Source organism: Alistipes sp. CAG:268, from assembly GCA_000434235.1.
Lineage (GTDB): Bacteria > Bacteroidota > Bacteroidia > Bacteroidales > Rikenellaceae > Alistipes > Alistipes avistercoris.
This window is the reverse complement of the sequence record FR891985.1, coordinates 1-20,158: the sequence shown is the minus strand read 5'-3', so window position 1 is coordinate 20,158 and position 20,158 is coordinate 1. Positions and strand designations below refer to the sequence as shown.

General features: G+C 62.6%; 14 protein-coding genes and 1 pseudogene. 6 read left to right on the top strand and 9 right to left on the bottom strand.

The genetic code is table 11. The features are described from left to right. The 7 genes from QZL63_RS03415 to QZL63_RS03385 form a co-directional block, all read right to left on the bottom strand. Positions 1 to 867: carboxypeptidase-like regulatory domain-containing protein (locus QZL63_RS03415; RefSeq protein WP_290585867.1), on the bottom strand; the 867-nt coding region annotated here is incomplete at its 3' end. Positions 868 to 883: 16 nt separating this feature from the next. Next, complete coding sequence (locus tag QZL63_RS03410) at positions 884 to 1,915, bottom strand: endonuclease/exonuclease/phosphatase family protein (protein ID WP_022307930.1); 1,032 nt, start codon at positions 1,913 to 1,915, stop codon at positions 884 to 886. Positions 1,916 to 1,922: 7 nt separating this feature from the next. Beyond that, entirely contained in the window at positions 1,923 to 3,146 is a 1,224-nt protein-coding gene (locus QZL63_RS03405; RefSeq protein WP_022307929.1) for a DNA/RNA non-specific endonuclease, read from the bottom strand. Between the two features lie 82 nt (positions 3,147 to 3,228). Further along, positions 3,229 to 5,535, bottom strand: coding sequence for a BACON domain-containing protein (locus QZL63_RS03400; RefSeq protein ID WP_022307928.1), 2,307 nt, complete (start codon positions 5,533 to 5,535; stop codon positions 3,229 to 3,231). Positions 5,536 to 5,889: 354 nt separating this feature from the next. Continuing rightward, positions 5,890 to 7,362: a sialate O-acetylesterase gene (locus QZL63_RS03395; protein ID WP_022307927.1), complete on the bottom strand. Its 1,473-nt coding sequence runs from the start codon at positions 7,360 to 7,362 to the stop codon at positions 5,890 to 5,892. Positions 7,363 to 7,371: 9 nt separating this feature from the next. After that, positions 7,372 to 9,144: an alpha-1,3-galactosidase-related protein gene (locus tag QZL63_RS03390; protein ID WP_022307926.1), complete on the bottom strand. Its 1,773-nt coding sequence runs from the start codon at positions 9,142 to 9,144 to the stop codon at positions 7,372 to 7,374. Then, complete coding sequence (locus QZL63_RS03385; RefSeq protein ID WP_022307925.1) at positions 9,141 to 11,201, bottom strand: hypothetical protein; 2,061 nt, start codon at positions 11,199 to 11,201, stop codon at positions 9,141 to 9,143. Before QZL63_RS03385 ends, QZL63_RS03390 begins: the two co-directional genes overlap by 4 nt. A 123-nt stretch (positions 11,202 to 11,324) precedes the next feature. Here QZL63_RS03385 and QZL63_RS03380 point away from each other — a divergent pair, with 123 nt between their 5' ends. After that, on the top strand, positions 11,325 to 12,296 hold the full coding sequence (locus QZL63_RS03380; protein WP_022307924.1) for an NAD(P)H-dependent flavin oxidoreductase: 972 nt from the start codon (positions 11,325 to 11,327) through the stop codon (positions 12,294 to 12,296). A gap of 68 nt (positions 12,297 to 12,364) precedes the next feature. Here QZL63_RS03380 and QZL63_RS03375 read toward each other — a convergent pair whose 3' ends face one another. Both QZL63_RS03375 and QZL63_RS11705 read right to left on the bottom strand, forming a co-directional pair. Continuing rightward, a complete protein-coding gene (locus tag QZL63_RS03375) occupies positions 12,365 to 13,867 on the bottom strand; it encodes a potassium/proton antiporter (RefSeq protein WP_022307923.1) in 1,503 nt (500 codons plus the stop codon). A gap of 201 nt (positions 13,868 to 14,068) precedes the next feature. Then, entirely contained in the window at positions 14,069 to 15,367 is a 1,299-nt protein-coding gene (locus QZL63_RS11705; RefSeq protein ID WP_022307922.1) for an energy transducer TonB family protein, read from the bottom strand. 154 nt (positions 15,368 to 15,521) lie between these two features. Between QZL63_RS11705 and QZL63_RS03365 the strand changes: the two genes are divergently transcribed. From QZL63_RS03365 to QZL63_RS03345, 5 genes and pseudogenes are all read left to right on the top strand, one after another. Then, positions 15,522 to 16,925, top strand: a complete 1,404-nt coding sequence (locus QZL63_RS03365; protein ID WP_022307921.1) for a bifunctional UDP-3-O-[3-hydroxymyristoyl] N-acetylglucosamine deacetylase/3-hydroxyacyl-ACP dehydratase — start codon at positions 15,522 to 15,524, stop codon at positions 16,923 to 16,925. Beyond that, positions 16,922 to 17,716: an acyl-ACP--UDP-N-acetylglucosamine O-acyltransferase gene (gene lpxA, locus QZL63_RS03360; protein ID WP_022307920.1), complete on the top strand. Its 795-nt coding sequence runs from the start codon at positions 16,922 to 16,924 to the stop codon at positions 17,714 to 17,716. The genes QZL63_RS03365 and lpxA overlap by 4 nt, the downstream gene beginning before the upstream one ends. 193 nt (positions 17,717 to 17,909) lie before the next feature. Beyond that, entirely contained in the window at positions 17,910 to 18,377 is a 468-nt protein-coding gene (gene rimP, locus QZL63_RS03355) for a ribosome assembly cofactor RimP (RefSeq protein WP_022307919.1), read from the top strand. A gap of 29 nt (positions 18,378 to 18,406) precedes the next feature. Then, positions 18,407 to 19,636 carry a transcription termination factor NusA gene (gene nusA / locus QZL63_RS03350; RefSeq protein ID WP_022307918.1) on the top strand — a complete coding sequence of 410 codons (1,230 nt, stop codon included), beginning with the start codon at positions 18,407 to 18,409 and terminating at the stop codon, positions 19,634 to 19,636. Between the two features lie 30 nt (positions 19,637 to 19,666). Then, positions 19,667 to 20,158 (top strand): annotated as a pseudogene (locus QZL63_RS03345) (translation initiation factor IF-2); the annotation flags it as partial.

Genomic DNA, 20,158 nt, shown 5'->3' with positions numbered 1-20,158 from the left:
GCCGAAACGCTTCTCGACCGACGCGAAGTAGCCGTAGGCGTTGTAGTAAACCCCGTCCACATAGGAGTTGCCTCCCTGGCGCGTCGAGAACGACAGCGCATAGGACCAGCCGTTGTCGAGCAGGCCCGATCCGTAGGAGACCATCGCGCGGAAGCGGTACATCGAGTTGGCATTGACCACGCTGGCGCGGAATCCCTTGCGGAACTGCGAGGCGCGGGCATTGACGTTGGTCGTACCGCCGATGCCGTCGATGCCGAAGCCCGACGACTTGAGGCCCGCGGTGTTCTCCTGGTTGCGCGTGGCGTCATTCAGACCGCTCCACAGCGACCACGGGCCGTAACCGGTCATGGCGTCGTTGAAGCGGATGCCGTTCAGGTAGATGCTCGAATACTGCGAGTCATAGCCGCGGACGTTGAAACGCATCTCGCTGAACTTGTACGAAGCGATGTTGTTGAAGGCGTCCTTCGACGAGGAGAGCGACGACGGCAGGGCCTGCATGTCCGAGGCCACCTCGGAGTCGAACTCCGCGAACACCGAGTCGTCGATCACATACTGCACGTCGGGCGACAGCACCACCGAGTGCAGGTCCTTGACCATGTCGCCGACGCGGACCACGAAGTCGAGGTCCTCGAAATCGTTGGCCTCGAACTTGATCTTGTAGCTGCCCTCGGGCAGGTTGGAGATATCGAAATAGCCCTCTTCGTCGGTCATGACCGACACACCGAGCGGCTCGATGAGGACCTTCACGTTGCTCAGCGCCGTGCGGCCCGAACGCGAAACGACCTTACCTTTCACGCCGCCGTCCTGCGCATAGGCCCCCACGCAGAGGCATGCGAACAACAAGGTGAATAGATTTCTGATCTTCATAAATTAGGTTGTTGGATTATTTGCCGATATAGATGAACACGGGGAAGTGGTCGCTGTAGCCGCCCTGGAAGTTGTTGCCGACGAACGTGCGCTGGGGGTATCCCTTGAACTGGCCCTCCTTCTGGAAGAGGTAGGGGGCGCGGAAGACGCTGCCGTAGAACTTCGTGCGGGGAACCTGCTTGAGACGCAGCGCACCGGTCGATCCGGTGGCTAGGTTGTCCGAGACGATGATGTTGTCGAACAGGTTCCACTTGTCGTCGTAGGCCAGCGAGCCGATGCCGGCCTTCAGCACGGCGATGTAGGGGTTGAAGTAGCCTCCCTCGGCGACCTTGCGGATGTCGCCGGCGGCGCCGATCACCTCGGTGATGCTGCGGTCGGTGGCATCGTCGTTCAGGTCACCCATCATGACGACCTTCACCGCCGGGTTGGCCGCACGCACCGAGTCGGCGGCGTGGCGCATGATCTCGGCGGCGCGCTCGCGCAGGTAGGCCGAAGCCTCCTTGCCGCCCAGACGCGACGGCCAGTGGGCCACCATGAAGTAGAACGGCTCACCCTCGACCGTACCCCACATCGTCACGATGTCGCGCGTGCGGAAGTCGGGACGGCTCTCCAGCGTGAAGGGGATAGGCGCGCTGCCCTCGAGCTTGAAGACGTCGGGGCGGTAGTAGAAGGCCACGTCCACACCGCGGGCGTCGGGCGAATCGTAGTGCACGATCCGGTAGTTGGCCGGGGCGAGTTTCGGCGTGGCGATCACGTCCTCCATGACGTTGCGGTTCTCGATCTCCGAGACGCCGATGACGATCGGATACTCCTTGTCGATGGCCGCGATGTCGAACAGCACGCGCGAGAGGTTGTTGATCTTCCGCTCGTACTTCACGGCATTCCACTTCTTCGGCCCCTCGGGCGTGAACTCCGCGTCCTTGATCTCCGGATTGCGGATCGTGTCGAAGAGGTTCTCGAAGTTGTAGAAAACCACCTTGTAGGGTTTCTGAGCGAAGCAGGCTGCAAGCAGCAGGGCGAACAGCCCGGTAAAAAGCAGTTTCTTCATGGTCGTATCATTCGGTTATTCCCCATGCCGTGGGGTTGTGTTGTGCTTTCACGTCGGCGGCGATCGCCTCGTCGAGCATCGGGAAGAACTTGTATCCGGTCTTCTGCTCGATCTCCGCCACACTGGTCGTATATTCCGCAAGCCCGTCGGCGCTCACCGAGGAGTTCTCGGCCCAGAAGCCGATGGCGATCAGCTCCGAGGCGTCGTGGATCTCGTCGATGCGCTTGCGGGTGTTGCCGTTCTTCGTGCGCAGCAGGACTTTCCAGCAGTACTCGGGCATGGCGACCTTCGTCCCGCTGCGGTCGGTGCTCCAACTCCGGACGCCGTAGTTGCCCGTCACCGTGTAGAGCGTGTCGGCGCACGACTTGCCCATTGCCGAAGCCGTCTCCTCCATCTTGAGCCACGACCCGCCGTTGAACGCACTCTCCTGCGGCATGATGTTGGTCGAATAGAAGGTCTGCTCGTTGAGCAGCGTCGAATAGGGCACCGAACGGTGGTTCGACATGCACTGGTGTCCACGCACCCCTCCGCCCCGGTAGGGACCCGACCGCAGGTCGGCCTGGTCGGCTTCGGGAATCTCGGGATCGAAATCCCAGGCATCGGAGCGAATGTAGTTCTGCATGTAGCAGGCATGGATCGGATAGGCCACCCACAGGGCGATGCGCTTGGAGCGGTCGTAACAGATGGTGAAATTGCGTGCCTTGGGCTGCGTCGAGGAGATCGGCGCATAGTGCGTCACATAGGTGCAGTTGTCGATGCTCTTGTAGGCGGGCAGTTCGGCCCACGGGTGGTCCATCACGGCCGGAATCGAATACTCGGGCTGCGAGAGGGTCAGGTCGAACTCCAGACCGCCGTCAAACGCAACCCGTACCGTCGCCGTACGTGCGGCCCCGGAATCGTTCTCGGCCAGATAGAGATAGACGACATCGGCCGTGGTGACCAGCGAACCCGAACGCGAGGTCGCGTGCGTATTGCGGGAGGTCCAGCACCAGCTGCCACCCTCGGTAACAGTGACCGTATAGGAGGTTCCGACGGTTCCGGAGAGCACGATCCGGGGATCCGAAGCATAGCCGGGAGCCTCGAGCGAGGTGTTCTGCGATTCCAGGAAACGCGCGCCGAACGACGTACCCTGCCCCTCTTCCGACGAGCCGCAGCTGACCGACAGTGCGACGAGCATCAGAAAGAAGGCTGCGAAACGAAGGGCGCCACCTCTCGAAAAGATCGAAATCATCGGCAAAAATATAGGGAGAAAAAATCAACCCCCGGACGAGGACGGGAGTCCCGCCGAGGGTTGATTGGATATTAAACAGAGATTAATAGAGTTGAATGCCTGCAATAACGGCACGGGGAGCCGAGCTCGATGCCGTATCGAAATCTGCACTGGTCGAAATCGTAACCGTCGAAGCCTCCGTCAGGTCCGTAAGATCAAACGTGTAGTAGTCCGAATCCGTTACGGTGATGGTGAAAGGAGGATTGCCCGTTGCACCGTCGTTGGCCGCAAGATCGACACTTGCCGTGCTGACCGATCCGCCGTTGTTCACGCGAACATAGATCGTTGCGGACTTACCCTTCCAGGCCACGGCATAGAACGAAAGTTTCTTGGCTCCCGTAACACCCACAGCCTGCGAGGTGAAATAGCCTGCGGCGCTACTTGTTCCAAGCTTCACGCCGGACGCTGCTTCGCCGTTGAAAGTGGATTGGTTGCCCAAAGTATAGGCTTTGGCAGCGCTATCGTCCTCCGTGCAGGTGAAGATGTCCATCGAGGTAAAGGTCTTCGTTTCACCGCCCTGCGACACTCCGTTCTGCTTCAGGGCGACCGTTGCAGTTGCGACCGCCTCACCGGCCTTCATCAGCTTGACGGTCAGCGTGCCGCTGATGGCCTCCTCGGCTGTGTTCTCCTTGGCGGTCACATTCACCTGATCGCCGCTCACCTCCACCGTGAACTGCTCGTTGTCGGCCGAAGCCTCGATCGTGCAGTCGTCGGCATTCTTCTTGGTTACGGTCACCGTCTTGGCCTCACCGGCAGCGGCAAACGTCAACGACGTCGGGTTCACCGTGATCGAAGGAGGTACTTCACCGGCAGCCTCGATGCTGTAGGGCAGCACGTTTACATACTTGCCGGACGAAGTTCCCACGAAATAGCCCTTGACAACGACAACGGCACCGTCAAGATCCGAGATGGTCGTATTGTCGATGTACTTGACCGAACCGATAGCCTTCGAAGCGCCGTCGATTGCCACATTGACATAATTGCCATCGATCGAAAGGGTTCCGGTAAACTGAATCTCCGTGCAGACCGGATCTACCGAAAGGAGCTGATCCATGGCCGAAGCATCGCAAACCGTAGGATTGTAGGTCCAGGCATTGCCCGTAGATTCGACAGTCACAACGGCGTCCTCCGAGAACTGGGGCGTCGAATCCTCGTTGTAGATGGTCACTTCGCCCTCGATCGAGATCTTGTCACCAACGGCACGCTCATTCTCCTTGTGATATACCATCATGGCTCCGGGCTCGTCGGCAATGATGTAGGCGAGTTTGCCGCGTGCTACGACCGTACCGGCAGTCTTGTATTTTCCGGCAGTCTTGATTTCGCAGATCTTGGCTCCGGTCGTGGGAGCGACATAGTTCAGATCGACCTCCTGGCCGCCGACACCCTCGAGGAGCGTCACGTCATCCATGCGGTAGGAGGATGCGATATCGGCGTTGAATTTAATATAAAGCTCGGCGGGGACCTCCTTGAGCGTGAAGTTTGCCGTAGCCAGAGCCCACGTACCGTACTGGGGGTGCTCGTCGTCGGCTACCGGACGGTCGTAGGTGATCTCCACCCAGTTATCGCCGTCCTTGCTCAGCGAAACATGGAATTCGGATTCAAATGCATTGTCGGATGCGCCCTCGCTCAGATAGGAGCCGAACGTGAGGCAGAGGTTCTTCTGTGCAGCATCGAGCGTGATCTTCCCGATCACGAACTCGTTGTTCGAGCCGAACAGCAGGTTATTGACACCCGAACCTTCGTATTTCGAATAGTTGTTGTTCGAGGGAGAGTTGGCGCGGGCGCTCATGCCGTTGAACGAATAGGTCACTGCGGAGATACCCGTGCCGGATTCGTTCTTCCAGCCCTCGAACTGGTCCAGATAAGGCCAGTAAGAGCCGTCTCCATAGGTCTGCGTAGCCTGCTCCTTGTCGAAGTTGTTGGCATAGATCGGGTCACCCGTGGGGGGGGGCGTAACGCCGGATGCATACTGCTTGACGGTCACGGTGGACTCGGCCTCACCCCATTTGCCGAACTCGGGGTGGATCAGCGAGAATGCGATCTTGCCGCTGCGCTCGCTCAGGCCCGACGCCATCTCCGACACCGATACGGTGATCGTGGCATTGCCCTTGCCGCTCATAGGCTCTACGGTAGCCCAGTCCAGATCGGTCTTCACAACCGTCCACTCACAGTTGGCCTTCACCGAGATGGTCTGAACGGTCTCCGTCTCCTCGGAGAAGGTCAGCGTCTCGGGCAATGCCGTCAATTCGGGCACCAGCGACTTCTCGTCGTCATCGGAACACCCCGTAAACACGGATGCCGAAACGAGGCACAGCGTTCCGAACAGGATTCTGAAAAGATGTTTACTCATAAGAATTTGATTAAGTGGTTATAAACAAAGCTATGAATTAATAAAAATATAAAAAACAAAACCGTTTTCAAAAGGGGAAACTTGTGCAAAGATAAACTATAATTCGCGAATAAAAAATAAATAGGTCACAAAATTCGCCCTAAAAGGATCAAAACAAGGTCCTTCAAGCAGTTTCAACACCAAAATCCGACAAAAAAGAGTCACGCACAGACCGATTCAGGAAAACCTGATCCGTCACACTGCCGCAAAAATAGGAGTCGGAAGTTTCAAAACGGCTACAAAAGCATCACGGGCCGGTAAAAAATCCGACCCGTGAACGGCATACCTAAATATATATAGTGAAGCCATACCCGATCACCGGATCTCGCCGATGTCGTCGAGCGGCCAGTCGTCCGACCGGAAAGGCGCGAGCGGCTGCCCGGAGGTCGTGAAGACATTGGCCTCGGGGCACCAGTTGCGGAAAGCATAGCGCACGGCGACCGGTTCGGCCACCTCGGGAGAGGAGACCTCGATGCGTCCGTCGCCCCACAGCACCCGTCCCTCGGCGGGATGGAACACCCTGTCGGTCCCGGCCACCTCGAAACCTCCGAGCCGCAGCTCCCCTTCGGGGCCGTAGCCCACGAAGCTGTCCGCGCCGCTCCAGTCGTCCGAAGGCGACAGGTTATCGAAACGGAGCAGCAGTTTGTCGCCGCGACGCTCCATCTCCCGGAAGGTCGGAGCCGGAGCCGGCAGCCCCTCGATGCCGTAGTCGTTCGCCAGCGCCAGCCAGGCCAGGCGCTCCCCCACCTCGCGTTTGCGCGCGGGGTGGATGCATGCAGGCGTTCCCAGATCGGTCGTCGCCGCCACGCCTGCATGTTCGAGCCGTGCGGCGGCACGGTACTGCGCCTCGACGACAAGCGGCAGCGAACGCAGCGAAGCCCCCTCATAGGCATACGGGGCGAGCTGCGTGATGTAGAACGGCATCCGCCCGTCGCCCCACGTCGCACGCCAGAGATCGACCAGCGAGACCTGCAGCGCCTCGTAGTCGAACCAGTTGCGGCGGTTCGACTCGCCCTGGTACCAGATGAACCCCTTGGCCGTGAAGCGGCAGACGGGAAGAATCATGCCGTTGTAGAGCCGCTGCGGAATGCTGTTGTCGTAAGTTCCCGACTTGGCGAGGGCATGGTCGATTCCCGGCGTGGAGTCGATCGCCTCAACGGTCATCCACGCCTCGATGGCCGAACCGCCCCAGTTCGGGGTGATCAGGCCGACGGGTACGTCGAGCACCCGGCAGAGCATCCGTCCGAAGAAATACCCCACGGCACTGAAGGAGCGGACCGATGCCGGCGTGGAGCACTGCCATGCGGCCTCGCAATCCTCCCGGGGGCTCTCCGAGGAGACCTTCGGCACGGTGAACATCCGGATGCCGGGGCAATCCCCGGCTGCGGCCACGGCCTCGGCACTCCCCTCGACGGGCTGGTGGAGAAAGCCGCCGACGGGCATCTCCATGTTTGACTGACCGGAGCAGATCCACACCTCGCCCAGAAGGACGTTCTCAAGCACGACCGGATCGCCATCGCTCACCGTCACCGTATAGGGGCCTCCGGCCTCGCCCGTCGGCACCTTCAGGGCCCAGCGGCCCGCATCGTCGGCCCGGGTCTCATAGCTCCGTCCGTTCCACGAGGGTGTGACCCGCACGCGGCTGTTCGGGGTTGCCCCGCCCCAGAAATTGACCTCCGTGTTGCGCTGCAACACCATGTTGCTGCCCAATACGGCGGGCAGCTTCACCCGCGCGGCGACCGGCGCCGCCGCCAGCAGCATCATAGCTGCCAGACAAAACCTTTTCATGATCTTTTCCTATTTTTCATGTTGTCTGTTTCCTTTCCCGTATTCGGGAGACTCGATCTCCACCCGGTCGCACTGATCGACGACAAAAGCCTCCGCTTCCTCCTGCGCACAGGGGTATTCGTCCGTATGCTCGATGACATTGTCGCGCGTGAAGCGGAATCCATCGACCGAGTAGATGTGGACGATGCGCGGGTCGGAGACGCGGAACGTGTTGCCCTCAACGAGGATGTTGCGGTGGTAGCGTGCGCCGGTCCGGTCCGGGATGCCGCTGCCGACGGCGATGCAGGCCGCGCCCCACGACGGGCAACCGTAGTTGCCGTTCTCGAAGAGGTTGCCGCGGATCACCACATCGCGCACGCCCGACTGTTCGAACCAGTAGTTGGCATCCCCCTCGAAGAGGATCGCCGCACCGGCGATGTGGAAGTAGTTGTCCTCGACGACGATCCGCCCGCGCGAGCCGAGCAGCAGGCCGCGCGCCCGGTTGCCGCGCATCCGGCAGCCGCGGATCTCGACGTCGGGATACCCTTCGTCGGCCGCCACGACGTGTTTCGGAGCGGTCCCGTCGGGCAACGGCTCGGTGAAGGTCACCTCGGTATAGACGCTGTTGAGCCGGCGCACCGACTTCACCGTCCGGCGGGCATAGGCGGCCACCGTGCGGTTGTCCACCAGTTCGACCTCCATCCCCTCGCGGAGGAAATCGACGCCGTACTGTCCCGAGTTGCACCAGCGCAGCAGGGCACGGTCGGGAGCCTCGACCCGCTCGACGGCCATGTAGAGGCCGTGGATGTTCGTCGCGTCGTCCTTCTGGTTCTCGAACACGCAGTCGATCATGCGGATGTAGCCGCCGCAATTGACATAGTGCGTGGCATCGGCCGTGATGCTGACCATGCGGTCCTTGCCGGGAGCCGGCGTGACGACCATCCGCTCGAGCGCGATGTCGCGGCTGCGCTGCGCGATGACCCCCATGCCGCCGCAGTGGTACAGCGCCACGTCGCGGAGCGTCACGCCGCGCGAATCGGCGATCGTGAAGCCGGGGTTCAGACGGGCCGTGGCGCCGAAGACCATCACGTTGCCGACCGCAGCCTTCAAGTCCGGACGGTAGATCCGCCAATTCCCGTCCCCGCACCGGCGGGCCGGGATCGTTCCGCCTGCAATCCAGTAATCGTGGGCCCGGAAGGCCGGTTCGCGCCGCACGGCATCGAATTCGAGTAGGTTCGAGTAGGGGTAATCCGTTCCCCGCTCGTCGTAGAAATGCAGGCACCCATTGACCTCCTCGCAACGGTACTCCCCGGGGAAGGAGACCTCAAGCCACCCGTCGCCCGCAGCCCGGACAATTCCCTCGGAGTGAAACGTGCGCGTGTAGTCGATCTTCAGGTCATGGATCTCGATCCGCTCGCACTCCTCGATGCTGAACGGTGAGACGAAGCCCGAAAAGAGAAGTTCGGTCCCGGCGCCGTCGATCTCGAAGTCGCGCAGACCCCGAAGGTCGAAGGCAATGCGCTTCATGCCCTCGCTGTTGTTGCTGATGTACTGGTAGCGCTCCGCAGCCCGGTCGGGCAGCATGCGGAGCGTCCCGCCGGGCAGGACGAGTCTCGAAGCGCCGACCTCGAGGCAGTGCTCCAGGGCAGCCCGCACGGCAGGTACGGCATCGCGCTCGGCATCGCCCGGCGCAAGGAAATCCTTCAGGTAAACGGTCTTCCCGGCTGCGGCATCCGCTGTCGGGGCACTCCAGAGAGACAGGGTCACGGCCGCCGCGCCGAAGATTCGGAGGAATCGGTTCATACGGGATTGTTTTTTAAGGTAACTCGTTGTGTTTCGCCCTCACGAACTCCGAACACGACCGGTTTGCGGCCCTGCTCCGAAAGGGTGATGCGGAGGCGCCCGCCGTCGGTTCGCTCGATCCGCAGGCCGAACTCCGAGCCGAAGGCACGGATGCGGCGCAGTTCCACCCGATTCCAGGACTCAGGCAGCGAAGGGGTCAGGTCGAACGACCGGAACCCGACGGGCCGAATGCCGAAAAGGCCCTCGGTGATGATCCGGCAGTAGAGTCCGCTCTCGGCCGATAGGTGGCGCTGCGACCCTTCGGGCCACGCCTCGATCGGATAGGGAACGTGCTCGCCCAGCAGACGGCGCTCGGAGTAGTTGTGGAGGAACTCGGTGGCCCGGTCGGCCTGTCCGGCCCGGTAGATGCCGCGCAGGGCATAGAGCGTCGAGCGGTCCCAGAAGGTAGCACTGCCCTGCTCGGTCAGCAATCCGTCGTCGGTGAGCAGTTCGGGGCCGAGCAGCGCCTCGACCGTTCCCTCCGTGCGGGCCCGGCCGCCCAGCCCGACGATCAGCGGCATGCAGATCCACGAGCGCAGGAGCGTGTTCCCGTCGTAGTAGCGATAGGTATGGTACCCGCCCACTTCGGCGCCGAAGCAGCGTTCCACGGCCTCGGCCAGCTCCCGTGCCTGCCGGCCGTAGCGCGCCGTCTCGGAGCGCGGCGCACCGAGTTCGCGTCCCAGTGCGGCAGCCGACAGCAGGGCGTCGTAGTAGAGCGAGGAGGTGCAGAGGTTGGCCCGCCCCGCAGGGAAGCGTCCTTCGAGCTCGTCGGAATCGGAGGCCACGACCCCCTCGGGGGTCAGCTGCCGACGGCAATACTCCAGACACCACGTCACCAGCGGCCACAACGCCTCGGCCTCGGTCCGATCGCCGCGCGCCAGGGCATAGCGGGCCGCCCCATAGGCGATCATCGCCGCATCGCCGCGGTCGCCTGCCCCGTTCCAGACATCGTCGCCTTCGGCGATGATCGAGCTGGGCAGCGGCTCGTATCCGGGATTCATGAAGCGGGCAAAATGCCGGAACGCGTTGAACGCCGAGGCATTCCCGATGTCGTATCCGAGGAACGGAAAGAAGGGATTGACGTATTCGGCCTGGTCGTTGGCCCAGATGGCGGCGTAGTAGGATTCGCCGCCGGGCGCATGCATGTAGCCGCCGCGGGTGAGGATGATGCTCTCGGCGGCCCGGAGCTTGGCAAAACGGAACAGGCGGTCGATAACCGGATCGGGAGTCTCGAGCACCAGCGCGGCATCGATGTCGCGGCGCACGAAATCCATACGTGCGGCATATTCGGCCGCAACATCCGGCATCAGCGGCCCGTCACCCGCACGTCCGGCCTGGAAAACCGCATCGAAGCAGAGCGAATCTCCCGGCGCAAGGCTGTAACGGCCGCTCCCCGCCAGGTCGGCCCGCACGCAGTAGCTCCCCTCCACCCCCTTGTCGGGATCGGTCTCGAAACGCTGCGAGAACTCCGGAACGTATACCGTCAGCCTGCGCCGGGCGATGTTGCGCACGACATAGCGCTCGCACAGCACGGGCAGCTCCCGCGAGGGGAAGATGCGGCGCGTCATGGCGATTGCCGGCCCGGCCGCCGCGGTCCGGGCCGCCCCGATGTTGTGCCCGCCCGTGTACCAGCGGCTGCGGACCTCGAGTCCGCCGTCGATCGCCACCGTATCGACCCGCTCGGCCTGCAGGGCGAGCCCGTCGATGGCCAGCAGCGCGGGAATGTCCGTCGCCAGACGGAACATCAGGCTGGCGTGCGTGTTGTTCGGCACGGTACGCAGCAGCGGGAAGACGAGCGAGCGCTCGAGCCGAAAGGCGCTGTCCGCGCCGACGCCCCAACGCAGGACGCAGGCCATGCGCTGACCGCTCATCTCGATGTGGTCGGCATGGGGTACGGCCCCGTCCACCCGCCACACGATGCCGTGTCCGGCAGGATCCATCGTCCAACGCTGCGCCGACGCCGGCAGCAGACCGGCCGACACGAAAAGGAGAACGGCAAGAAACGATTTTCGAAGCATACGGATTCGAGTTTGGGAGTAAGGTGCAACAAACGAGTATAAATATAATCATTTCGCGCGACATGAGACCCTTGCTGCATGCCGTCTTTCGTTTTTTCACTATTTTTGACCGGGAAACCCCCAATGAAAAACAGAAAAGAGATCGTCATGGAGAACGGAAACAGAATCTGCGCCCTGTTCGGCATCCGCTACCCGATCGTCTCGGGCGGCATGGTCTGGTGCAGCGGCTGGAGGCTGGCGGCCGCCGTCAGCGAAGCGGGCGGACTGGGGCTCATCGGCTCGGGGTCGATGACTCCCGAACTGCTGCGCGAACACATCCGCCGCTGCCGCGCGGCGACCGACAAACCCTTCGGCGTGAACGTCCCGCAGATGTACCGCTATACGGACCAGATCATGGAAGTTATCATCGAGGAACGCGTCCCTGTGGTCTTCACCTCGGCAGGCAGCCCGAAACGGTGGACCGCACGGCTGCACGAGGCCGGCTGCAAGGTGGCCCACGTGGTCTCGAGTTCCGCCTTCGCCCGCAAAAGCGAGGAGGCCGGGGTCGATGCCGTCGTGGCCGAAGGCTTCGAGGCCGGAGGGCACAACGGCCGCGAGGAGACCTCGACGATGGTGCTCGTGCCCCACGTCCGGGCAGCGGTCTCGCTGCCGCTGCTGGCCGCGGGCGGCATCGCCACGGGCCGCGGCATGCTGGCCGCCTTCGCCCTCGGCGCCGAGGGCGTGCAGATCGGCACACGCTTCGCACTCACCGAGGAGAGTTCGGCCAGCGAAGCCTTCAAGCGCCGCTGCACCTCCCTCTGTGAGGGCGACACGATCCTCGCGCTCAAGAAGCTCAGCCCCACCCGGCTGGTCCGCAACGAATTCTGCCGCGCCGTCGAGGAGGCCGAAGCGCGCGGCGCCACGGCCGGAGAGCTCTCCGAACTGCTGGGCCGCGGGCGTTCGAAACGCGGCATCTTCGACGGCGAACTCACGGAGGGCGAACTGGAGATCGGACAGGTCGCCTCGCTGCTGCGCGACCTGCCTCCGGCCGGCGAGGTCGTCCGGAACCTGGTTTCAGAATTCGACGCGGCCCGCCGCCGGCTGGCGGAACTCTGATCCCGGCATACAGACACAGCCCCGTCCGATGTGTCGGACGGGGCTGCGCATATCCATACGGACCGGGGTCAGTTCCCGAGCTTCATCACATCGTCGATACCCATCTCGCGATAGGTTGTCGCCAGCTCCTCCGAGCGGTCCGAGATGACCAGCAGCTTGTCGCCCAGGTGCAGTTCGGTCTTGCCCTGCGGCACGAAGTAGTCGCCGTCGCGGCAGATCATCATCACCAGCGTATTCTCCGGCAGCACGATCTCGCGCAGCGTCCGCCCGCTCTCGAGCATGCTCTCGTTCACCTCGACCTCCGTGAGCGCCGACTTCACCTGCTCGCTCATGTCCACGCCGAAGGCCGGCTCCCGCTCCTCGTAGGCCAGACCCAGCAGGTTGGCCATGCCGCTGACGGTCGTACCCTGCACGACGAGCGAGAGGATCGTCGAGAGGAAGACCACATTGAAGAGCAGGTCGGCATACTCGACGTTGCCCATGAGCGGATAGATGGCAAAGAGAATCGGCACGGCCCCGCGCAGCCCGACCCACGAGACATAGAGCCGCGCCCGCGTCGAGAAGTTGCGGAACGGCGCCAGGCTTGCGAAGACAGCCAGCGGCCGGGCCACGAGGATCAGGAACGCCCCCACGGAGAGCCCCAGGATCAGCACATCGGGCTCCAGCAGCTCCTTGCTGTTCACGAAGAGGCCCAGCGTCAGGAACATCACGATCTGCATCACCCACGTGAACCCGTCGAAGAAGACCGTAAGGGGCCGTTTCTGCACCAGCTTGTGGTTGCCGACCACCAGTCCGGCGAGGTAGACGGCCAGATAGCCGTTGCCGCGGATGAGGTCCGTAAAGGCGAACGAGAAGAAGACGAAGGCCAGCAGCAGCACGACGTAGAGCGAGTGATTGACCAGGTTGATGCGGTTGATCGTCCATACGGCCAGCCGCCCGATCAGGTAGCCCGACAGGGCGCCGACGACCAGCTGCACGACCAGATAGAGCATGCCCACACCGAGGTCCACATGCCCCGATGCCGGTCCCGAGAGCACACCGACAAGCAGAACGGTGAGCATGTAGGCCATCGGGTCGTTCGAGCCGCTCTCGAGCTCGAGCAACGGACGGAGGTGCTGCCTCAACCCCTGTTTCTTGCTTCGCAGGATCGAGAAGACCGACGCCGAATCGGTCGAAGACATCGTCGAGGCCAGCAGCAGGGCCAGCGCGAAGGGCATCTCGAGGCCGATCCACGGAGCGATGAGCCACACGAATCCGGCCAGGATGAGGGCCGTGAGCAGCACGCCCACCGTCGCCAGCACGACACCCGGCCCGACAATGGGGCGGATTTCGGAGACCTTCGTGTCCATGCCGCCCGTGAAGAGGATCACGCAGAGCGAGATCATGCCGATGAACTGCGTGATGTCGGTCGAGCGGTAGGAGATGAAGTCCAGGCCGAAGAGCATGCCGACCCCGAGGAAGAGCAGCAGGGCCGGGGCACCGAAACGGTAGGCCAGCTTGCCGGCGACCACCGCCACAAAGAGCAGCAGGGCGCCGATCAATACGATATTTTCACCAGTGAGACTGATCATGAGTCAAATGCGTTTCGAATCGGGGATACAGTGCCGGCGGCACGGTCGTCTGCCGCGTATCCGCTCCGGCGCATCGGGAACAAAGGTACGACAAATTTCCCGCATTCTCGGCACCTGCCGACAAAACAGGCGGGAAACGCATGCAAAAGGAGCCGAACGCACCACCGGGGCGCACGGGGCAAATGCGGCATCGGAATCCGGCTACTGGGGGATAAAGGTATAGGTGATGGTTCCCTGATGGCGGGCCGGCGCCTTCGGGTCGATGTTGAAGGTCGAAACACGTGCGGCATGCAGGGCGGCCTCGCGCATGCAGTCGTCGCCGCCCGAGACGATCCGGGCGCCGATCACCTCGCCGCCCCGGCTGACCGTGATGGCCACCACCACCTCGCCGCCGCCTTCGCAGCGGTAGGCCGGTATGCTCAGATCGACCGACTGCCGCACCGGATCGGTCAGCGAGAACGACACCGTCACCCGACCCTTGACCTTGCGGTCGCGGTGTTCGCCCGACGCCTCGTCGGCCGTGCGGCCGCGACGGATCGCCGCCTCCTCGGCCAGGCCCTGCTCGTAGGCCTCGCGGTTGGCCCGCATCCGCTCCTCGGCCGCGGCAGCTGCATCGTTCAGCGCCGCGGTATTGGTGCCGCGGTCGTCCTTGAGCTGCTCGTTGAGTTCGTTTTCATTCGAGACCGTATTGCGGACGCTCCGCCAGTCAAACTCCTCGGCGGCCTGCCGCTCGCGCACCTCCTGCTCGAGCCGGGCCCGCTCGGCCTCGAGTTCGGCCAGCGACTGCAGTTCGATATACATGCCCTGCTGGTGAGGACGCTCCCCGATGACGATCTTCGACGAGACGAAGACGATCATCAGCACCAGATAGGCGATCAGCGTGACGCACAACCCGATCCGGTGGTCGTAGGCCCACGATCCGGCATCCTCGCGCCGGTTGTCGAAGGGCAGCTGCAGGCGCGGTTTGCGCGGCTTTGCGCCGTTCCGCTGCACCGGAGTACCGCCGCAGGGCGGCTCCCGGCGGGGGCCCGCCTCCGGACCTGGCGCTCCGGCCTGATCCCCGGTCCGAACCCCCTTCGGAGGGAACTCCTCCCCCGCAGCCGGTTTCGCCCCGGCAGCCGATTCTTCCGCAGCTCCTTCCGAAATCCGTTCCACTCCGTCCCCGCGTCTCTCTCCGCGCTGCGGCTTTTGGGCCGGACGGCGGTCACCGAACGGTTCTCCGGCCGGGAAGAGCCGTGGCGGTGCGACCGACACCGGGGCGTCGTCATCGAGTTCGATGACCTCCGGCCCCGCATCCTCCCCGGTACGCCGGACGGCGGAGGAGTCCGTAGCCCGCATACCGCCCTGCGCCGGCCGTCCGGCGCACTCCGACCCGCCGCCCAGGTCGATGAGCTCCAGCTCCTCGCCTGCGGCCGGTCCCGCGACGGCTCCGCCCTCCCGCTGCGGCGCGGCTGACGCCCCGACGGGGTCCAACGGATTCGTTTCTGGTTTCGGACTCATGTTCTGTTCGGATTTCGCAGGGCAAAAATAGCGATTTTTATCGGTTTTCGCCACCTTGCCCGAAAATTAACCCCGACAAGCGAAATGAACCGGAAATTTGGTTTTGCGACCGACATGCATTATCTTTGCCGATAATTATTACAAAGAACCACTTATGTCAACGAAACAACAAACGCTGAAGGCCCCGATCTCGTTCTCGGGAAAGGGACTGCATACGGGCGTGCAGGTGACGATGACGATCCATCCCGCAGAAGCCGGCCGGGGCATCGTATTCCGCCGCACCGATATCGAAGGACAGCCGGAGATCCCGGCACTTTGCGACTACGTGGTGGACACCTCGCGCGGCACGACGATCGAAGCCGGCGGCCACCGTGTCAGCACCATCGAGCACGTTATGTCGGCCCTCTGGACCCTCGGCGTGGACAACGCCCTGATCGACATCGACGCCCCGGAGACCCCGATCCTCGACGGTTCGGCCCGCGAATACGCCCGCGCCATCACCGAAACGGGGCTCGTGGATCAGGATGCCGAGCGCAACTACTATCACGTGACCGAGAAGATGGTCTACACGATTCCCGAAAAGGGCACGGCGATCATCCTCTACCCCGACGACGAATTCTCCGTCTCGGTCCATGTGGACTACAACTCGAAGGTGATCGGCAACCAGTACGCGACGCTCGAGCCGGGCGACGACTACGCCTCGAAGATCTCCCCGTGCCGCACGTTCGTCTTCCTGCACGAACTCGAGCCGCTCATGAAGATGAATCTGATCAAGGGCGGTGACCTGGACAACGCCATCGTCGTGGTCGAGAACCCCGTTCCCGAGGAGCAGCTCGACCACCTCAAGAAGCTCTTCAACAAGCCCGACATCGAGATCAAGGCCGGTTACCTGAACAACCTCGAGCTGCGCTGCAACAACGAGCTGGCCCGCCACAAGCTGCTCGACCTGCTGGGCGACTTCGCCCTGCTCGGCGTGCGGATCAAGGGCCGCGTATGGGCCACCCGCCCGGGCCACTTCGCCAACACGGAGTTCATGAAGCAGCTCAAGCGCACGATCCGCAAGGCCGGCGAGAAACCCCGCTACACCTACGACTGCCGCAAGCCGGCGCTCTACGACATCAACGCCATCCGGCGCATGCTGCCCCACCGCCCGCCCTTCCTGCTCGTGGACCGCATCTTCCACTGCGACGCCACGTCGGTGGCCGGCATCAAGAACGTCACGATGAACGAACCCTTCTTCGTGGGCCACTTCCCCGAGGAGCCGGTCATGCCGGGCGTGCTGATCATCGAGGCGATGGCCCAGTGCAGCGGCATCATGGTGCTCAACACGGTGCCCGACCCGGAGAACTACTCGACCTATTTCATGAAGATCGACAATGCGAAGTTCAAGCGCAAGGTCGTTCCGGGCGATACGCTCCAATTCGAAATCCACCTGCTGGAACCCATCCGCCGCGGCGTGGCGCTCGTCGAGGCCAAGGCCTTCGTCGGCGAGTCACTGGCCTGCGAAGCCGAGCTGATGGCCCAGATCGTCAAGAACAAAACCCCGAAACAACAATGATCAGCAAACTGGCATACGTCCATCCCGACGCCCGTATCGGCGCCAACGTGACGGTAGAACCGTTCGCCTACATCGCAGGCGATGTCGTGATCGGCGACGACTGCTGGATCGGCCCCGGTGCCGTGATCCACGACGGCGCACGCATCGGCCGCGGCTGCAAAATCCACACCGCCGCCTCGATCTCCTGCCTGCCGCAGGACCTGAAGTTCGTCGGCGAGGCCACGACCTGCGAGATCGGCGACTGCAACGACATCCGCGAATACGTCACCATCAGCCGCGGCACGGCCTCGACGGGCACCACGCGCGTCGGCTCGCACAACCTGCTGATGGCCTACGTCCATGTGGCCCACGACTGCGTGGTGGGCTCGCACTGCGTAATCGCCAACCGCGTCTCGCTGGCAGGCGAGGTGCATGTAGGCGACTGGGTGGTGATCGGCGGACATGCGGCCATCCACCAGTGGACGCACATCGGCGAACACTCGATGATCCAGGGCGGCGCCCTGCTCGGACAGGACCTTCCGCCTTTTGTCATCGTCCGCAACGACACGCTCCGCTACGCGGGCATCAACAAGATCGGACTTTCGCGCCGCGGCTTCACGCCCGAGCGCATCGGCGAGATCCACGACGCCTGCCGGATCCTCTTCCAGAGCGGCCTGAACTACATGACCGGATGCGACGAAGTGGAGCGTCAGGTGCCGCAAAGCCCCGAGCGCGACTCGCTGCTGGCCTTCATCCGCTCTTCGAAGCGCGGCATCATCAAGCCCTACGAATCGCGCAACGCCGAGGCGTAAGGCACCCGACGGCGGCCGCATGTCCGGAGTTCGGACAAAGGCGCCGCAGGAAGATGAAAGATAAAAAATCGGATCAAACGATTGAATATCGGAAATTTTTACTATATTTGCGTGTCGAAAGACTGCAGGATGCACGATAAGGGGACGGAATGTCCCCTTATTTCATAGTTATACACCACTGAAAACCAACGATATGATCGAGATACAGAAAATTACGGAATCCGCGGAACGGCACCTGGCCGGCACGGATCTGTTCGTTGTGGAGTGCCGCTGCTCGGCCGGCAACGAAATCGAATTGACGGTCGATGGCGACACGTCGGTGTCGATCGACGCCTGCGCGGCATTGAGCCGCGCCGTGGAGGCCGACCTCGACCGCGAGGAGGAGGACTTCTCGCTGACGGTCATGTCGGCGGGCATCGGCTCCGAGCTGCGCTGCCTGCGGCAGTACCGCCGGCTGATCGGATCGTCGGTCGAGGTGCTGCTGAACAATGGCGTGAAGCTGCTGGCCAAACTCGACGGCGCCGACGAGGAGGGCATCGACCTCTCTTACGAAGAGAAACAGGCCGTCGAGGGCAAGAAGCGCAAGCAGCTGGTCAAGGTGTCGAAGCGCTACGCCTTCGGCGAGATCAAATACACGAAGGAGTATCTCGACTTCAAGTAGCAATTGATTAAAAACAAGATAACGCACTCATGGACAACCTGAATTTGATCAGCAACTTTGCCGAGTTCAAAGAGCTGAAGAACATCGACAAATCGACGATGATCGGCGTGTTGGAGGACGTCTTCCGCCACGCGCTCCAGAAACAGTACGAAACGGACGAGAACTTCGACGTGATCATCAACCCCGAGAAGGGCGACCTCGAGATCTGGCGCAACCGCACGGTCGTCGAGGACGGGGCCGTGGAGAACCCCAACACCCAGATCGCCGTGTCGGAGGTCAAGGCCATCGACCCGACCTATGAAATCGGCGACGAATACGCCGACGAGATCAAGCTCTCGTCGTTCGGCCGCCGCACGGTGCTGTCGCTGCGCCAGAACCTCGCCTCGCGGATCCTCGACCTGGAGAAGGCCAACCTCTACGAGAAGTACTCGGAGAAGGTCGGCGAGATCGTCACCGGCGAGGTCTACCAGGTATGGAAGAAGGAGGTGCTGATCCTCGACGACGAGGAGAACGAGCTCATCCTTCCGAAAGCCGAGCAGATTCCCAACGACTTCTACCGCAAGGGCGACACGATCAAGGCCATCGTCAAGTCGGTCGAGATGAACAACAACCAGCCGCGCATCATCCTTTCGCGCACGGCCAACCAGTTCCTCGAGCGCCTGTTCGAGCAGGAGGTTCCCGAGATCTTCGACGGACTGATCACCATCAAGAAGATCGTCCGCATCCCCGGCGAGCGCGCCAAGGTGGCCGTCGAGTCCTACGACGAACGCATCGACCCGGTGGGCGCCTGCGTCGGCATGAAGGGTTCGCGCATCTACTCGATCGTCAAGGAGCTGCGCAACGAGAACATCGACGTGGTCAATTACACGGCCAACCCGCAGCTGATGATCCAGCGCGCGCTGAACCCCGCGAAGATCTCGTCGATCACCATCGACGAGGAGAAGAAGACTGCCTCGGTCTACCTGAAGCCCGACCAGGTGTCGCTTGCCATCGGCAAGGGCGGCCTGAACATCCGCCTCTCGAAGATGCTCACCGGCTACGACATAGACGTCTACCGCGAGATCGAGGAGGAGGACGTGGCCCTCACGGAGTTCGCCGACGAGATCGACGGCTGGATCATCGACGCCCTGAAGGCTGCCGGCTGCGACACGGCCAAGAGCGTGCTCGAGCTGCCCGTCGAGGAGATTGCCGCACGCGCCGACCTCGAGCTGGAGCAGGCTCAGAAGGTGGTCGAAATTCTCAAGGCCGAGTTCGAATAACCAAAACAGCAAGAAAGGAGAGAATACCATATGAGTAATGAAAGAAGATTAAGGCTCATTCAGGTTGCCAAGGAGTTCAACGTGGGGATCAACACCATCACGGACTTCCTGCACAAGAAGGGCATCAAGAACGACGGGTCGCCCAACGCGCTGGTCGATGCCGACACCTATGCCGTGCTGGAGAAGGAGTTCGGCTCGAACCGCAGTGCCGCAGGTGCCCGCAACTCGATCCGCGAGCGCATCTCCCAGAAACAGGCGACCATCACCCTCGAGCAGACCCGCAAGCAGGAGCGCGAGGAGGAGAAAGAGGTGGTCATCAAGAGCAACGTCATCAGCGTGAAGGACGAGATCCAGCAGCCGAAGTTCCTCGGCAAGATCGACCTCTCGCCCAAACCCAAGGCCGCCCCGGCTCCCCAGCCGGCCCCGGCGCCCGCTCCGAAAGCGGAAACGGCCCCGGCACCCGCCCCCGCAGCCGAGAAACCGGCGGCTCCGGCCCCGGCGCCCTGTGAGGAGGCCCCCGCC

Coding starts and splice junctions, on each gene's coding strand:
- QZL63_RS03385 (WP_022307925.1), bottom strand. CDS start 11,201: ATGCTTCGAAAATCGTTTCTTGCCGTTCTCCTTTTCGTGTCGGCCGGT.
- QZL63_RS03365 (WP_022307921.1), top strand. CDS start 15,522: ATGTCAACGAAACAACAAACGCTGAAGGCCCCGATCTCGTTCTCGGGA.
- nusA (WP_022307918.1), top strand. CDS start 18,407: ATGGACAACCTGAATTTGATCAGCAACTTTGCCGAGTTCAAAGAGCTG.
- QZL63_RS03410 (WP_022307930.1), bottom strand. CDS start 1,915: ATGAAGAAACTGCTTTTTACCGGGCTGTTCGCCCTGCTGCTTGCAGCC.
- QZL63_RS03390 (WP_022307926.1), bottom strand. CDS start 9,144: ATGAACCGATTCCTCCGAATCTTCGGCGCGGCGGCCGTGACCCTGTCT.
- QZL63_RS03405 (WP_022307929.1), bottom strand. CDS start 3,146: ATGATTTCGATCTTTTCGAGAGGTGGCGCCCTTCGTTTCGCAGCCTTC.
- QZL63_RS03380 (WP_022307924.1), top strand. CDS start 11,325: ATGAAAAACAGAAAAGAGATCGTCATGGAGAACGGAAACAGAATCTGC.
- QZL63_RS03375 (WP_022307923.1), bottom strand. CDS start 13,867: ATGATCAGTCTCACTGGTGAAAATATCGTATTGATCGGCGCCCTGCTG.
- QZL63_RS03395 (WP_022307927.1), bottom strand. CDS start 7,362: ATGAAAAGGTTTTGTCTGGCAGCTATGATGCTGCTGGCGGCGGCGCCG.
- QZL63_RS03400 (WP_022307928.1), bottom strand. CDS start 5,535: ATGAGTAAACATCTTTTCAGAATCCTGTTCGGAACGCTGTGCCTCGTT.
- rimP (WP_022307919.1), top strand. CDS start 17,910: ATGATCGAGATACAGAAAATTACGGAATCCGCGGAACGGCACCTGGCC.
- QZL63_RS11705 (WP_022307922.1), bottom strand. CDS start 15,367: ATGAGTCCGAAACCAGAAACGAATCCGTTGGACCCCGTCGGGGCGTCA.
- lpxA (WP_022307920.1), top strand. CDS start 16,922: ATGATCAGCAAACTGGCATACGTCCATCCCGACGCCCGTATCGGCGCC.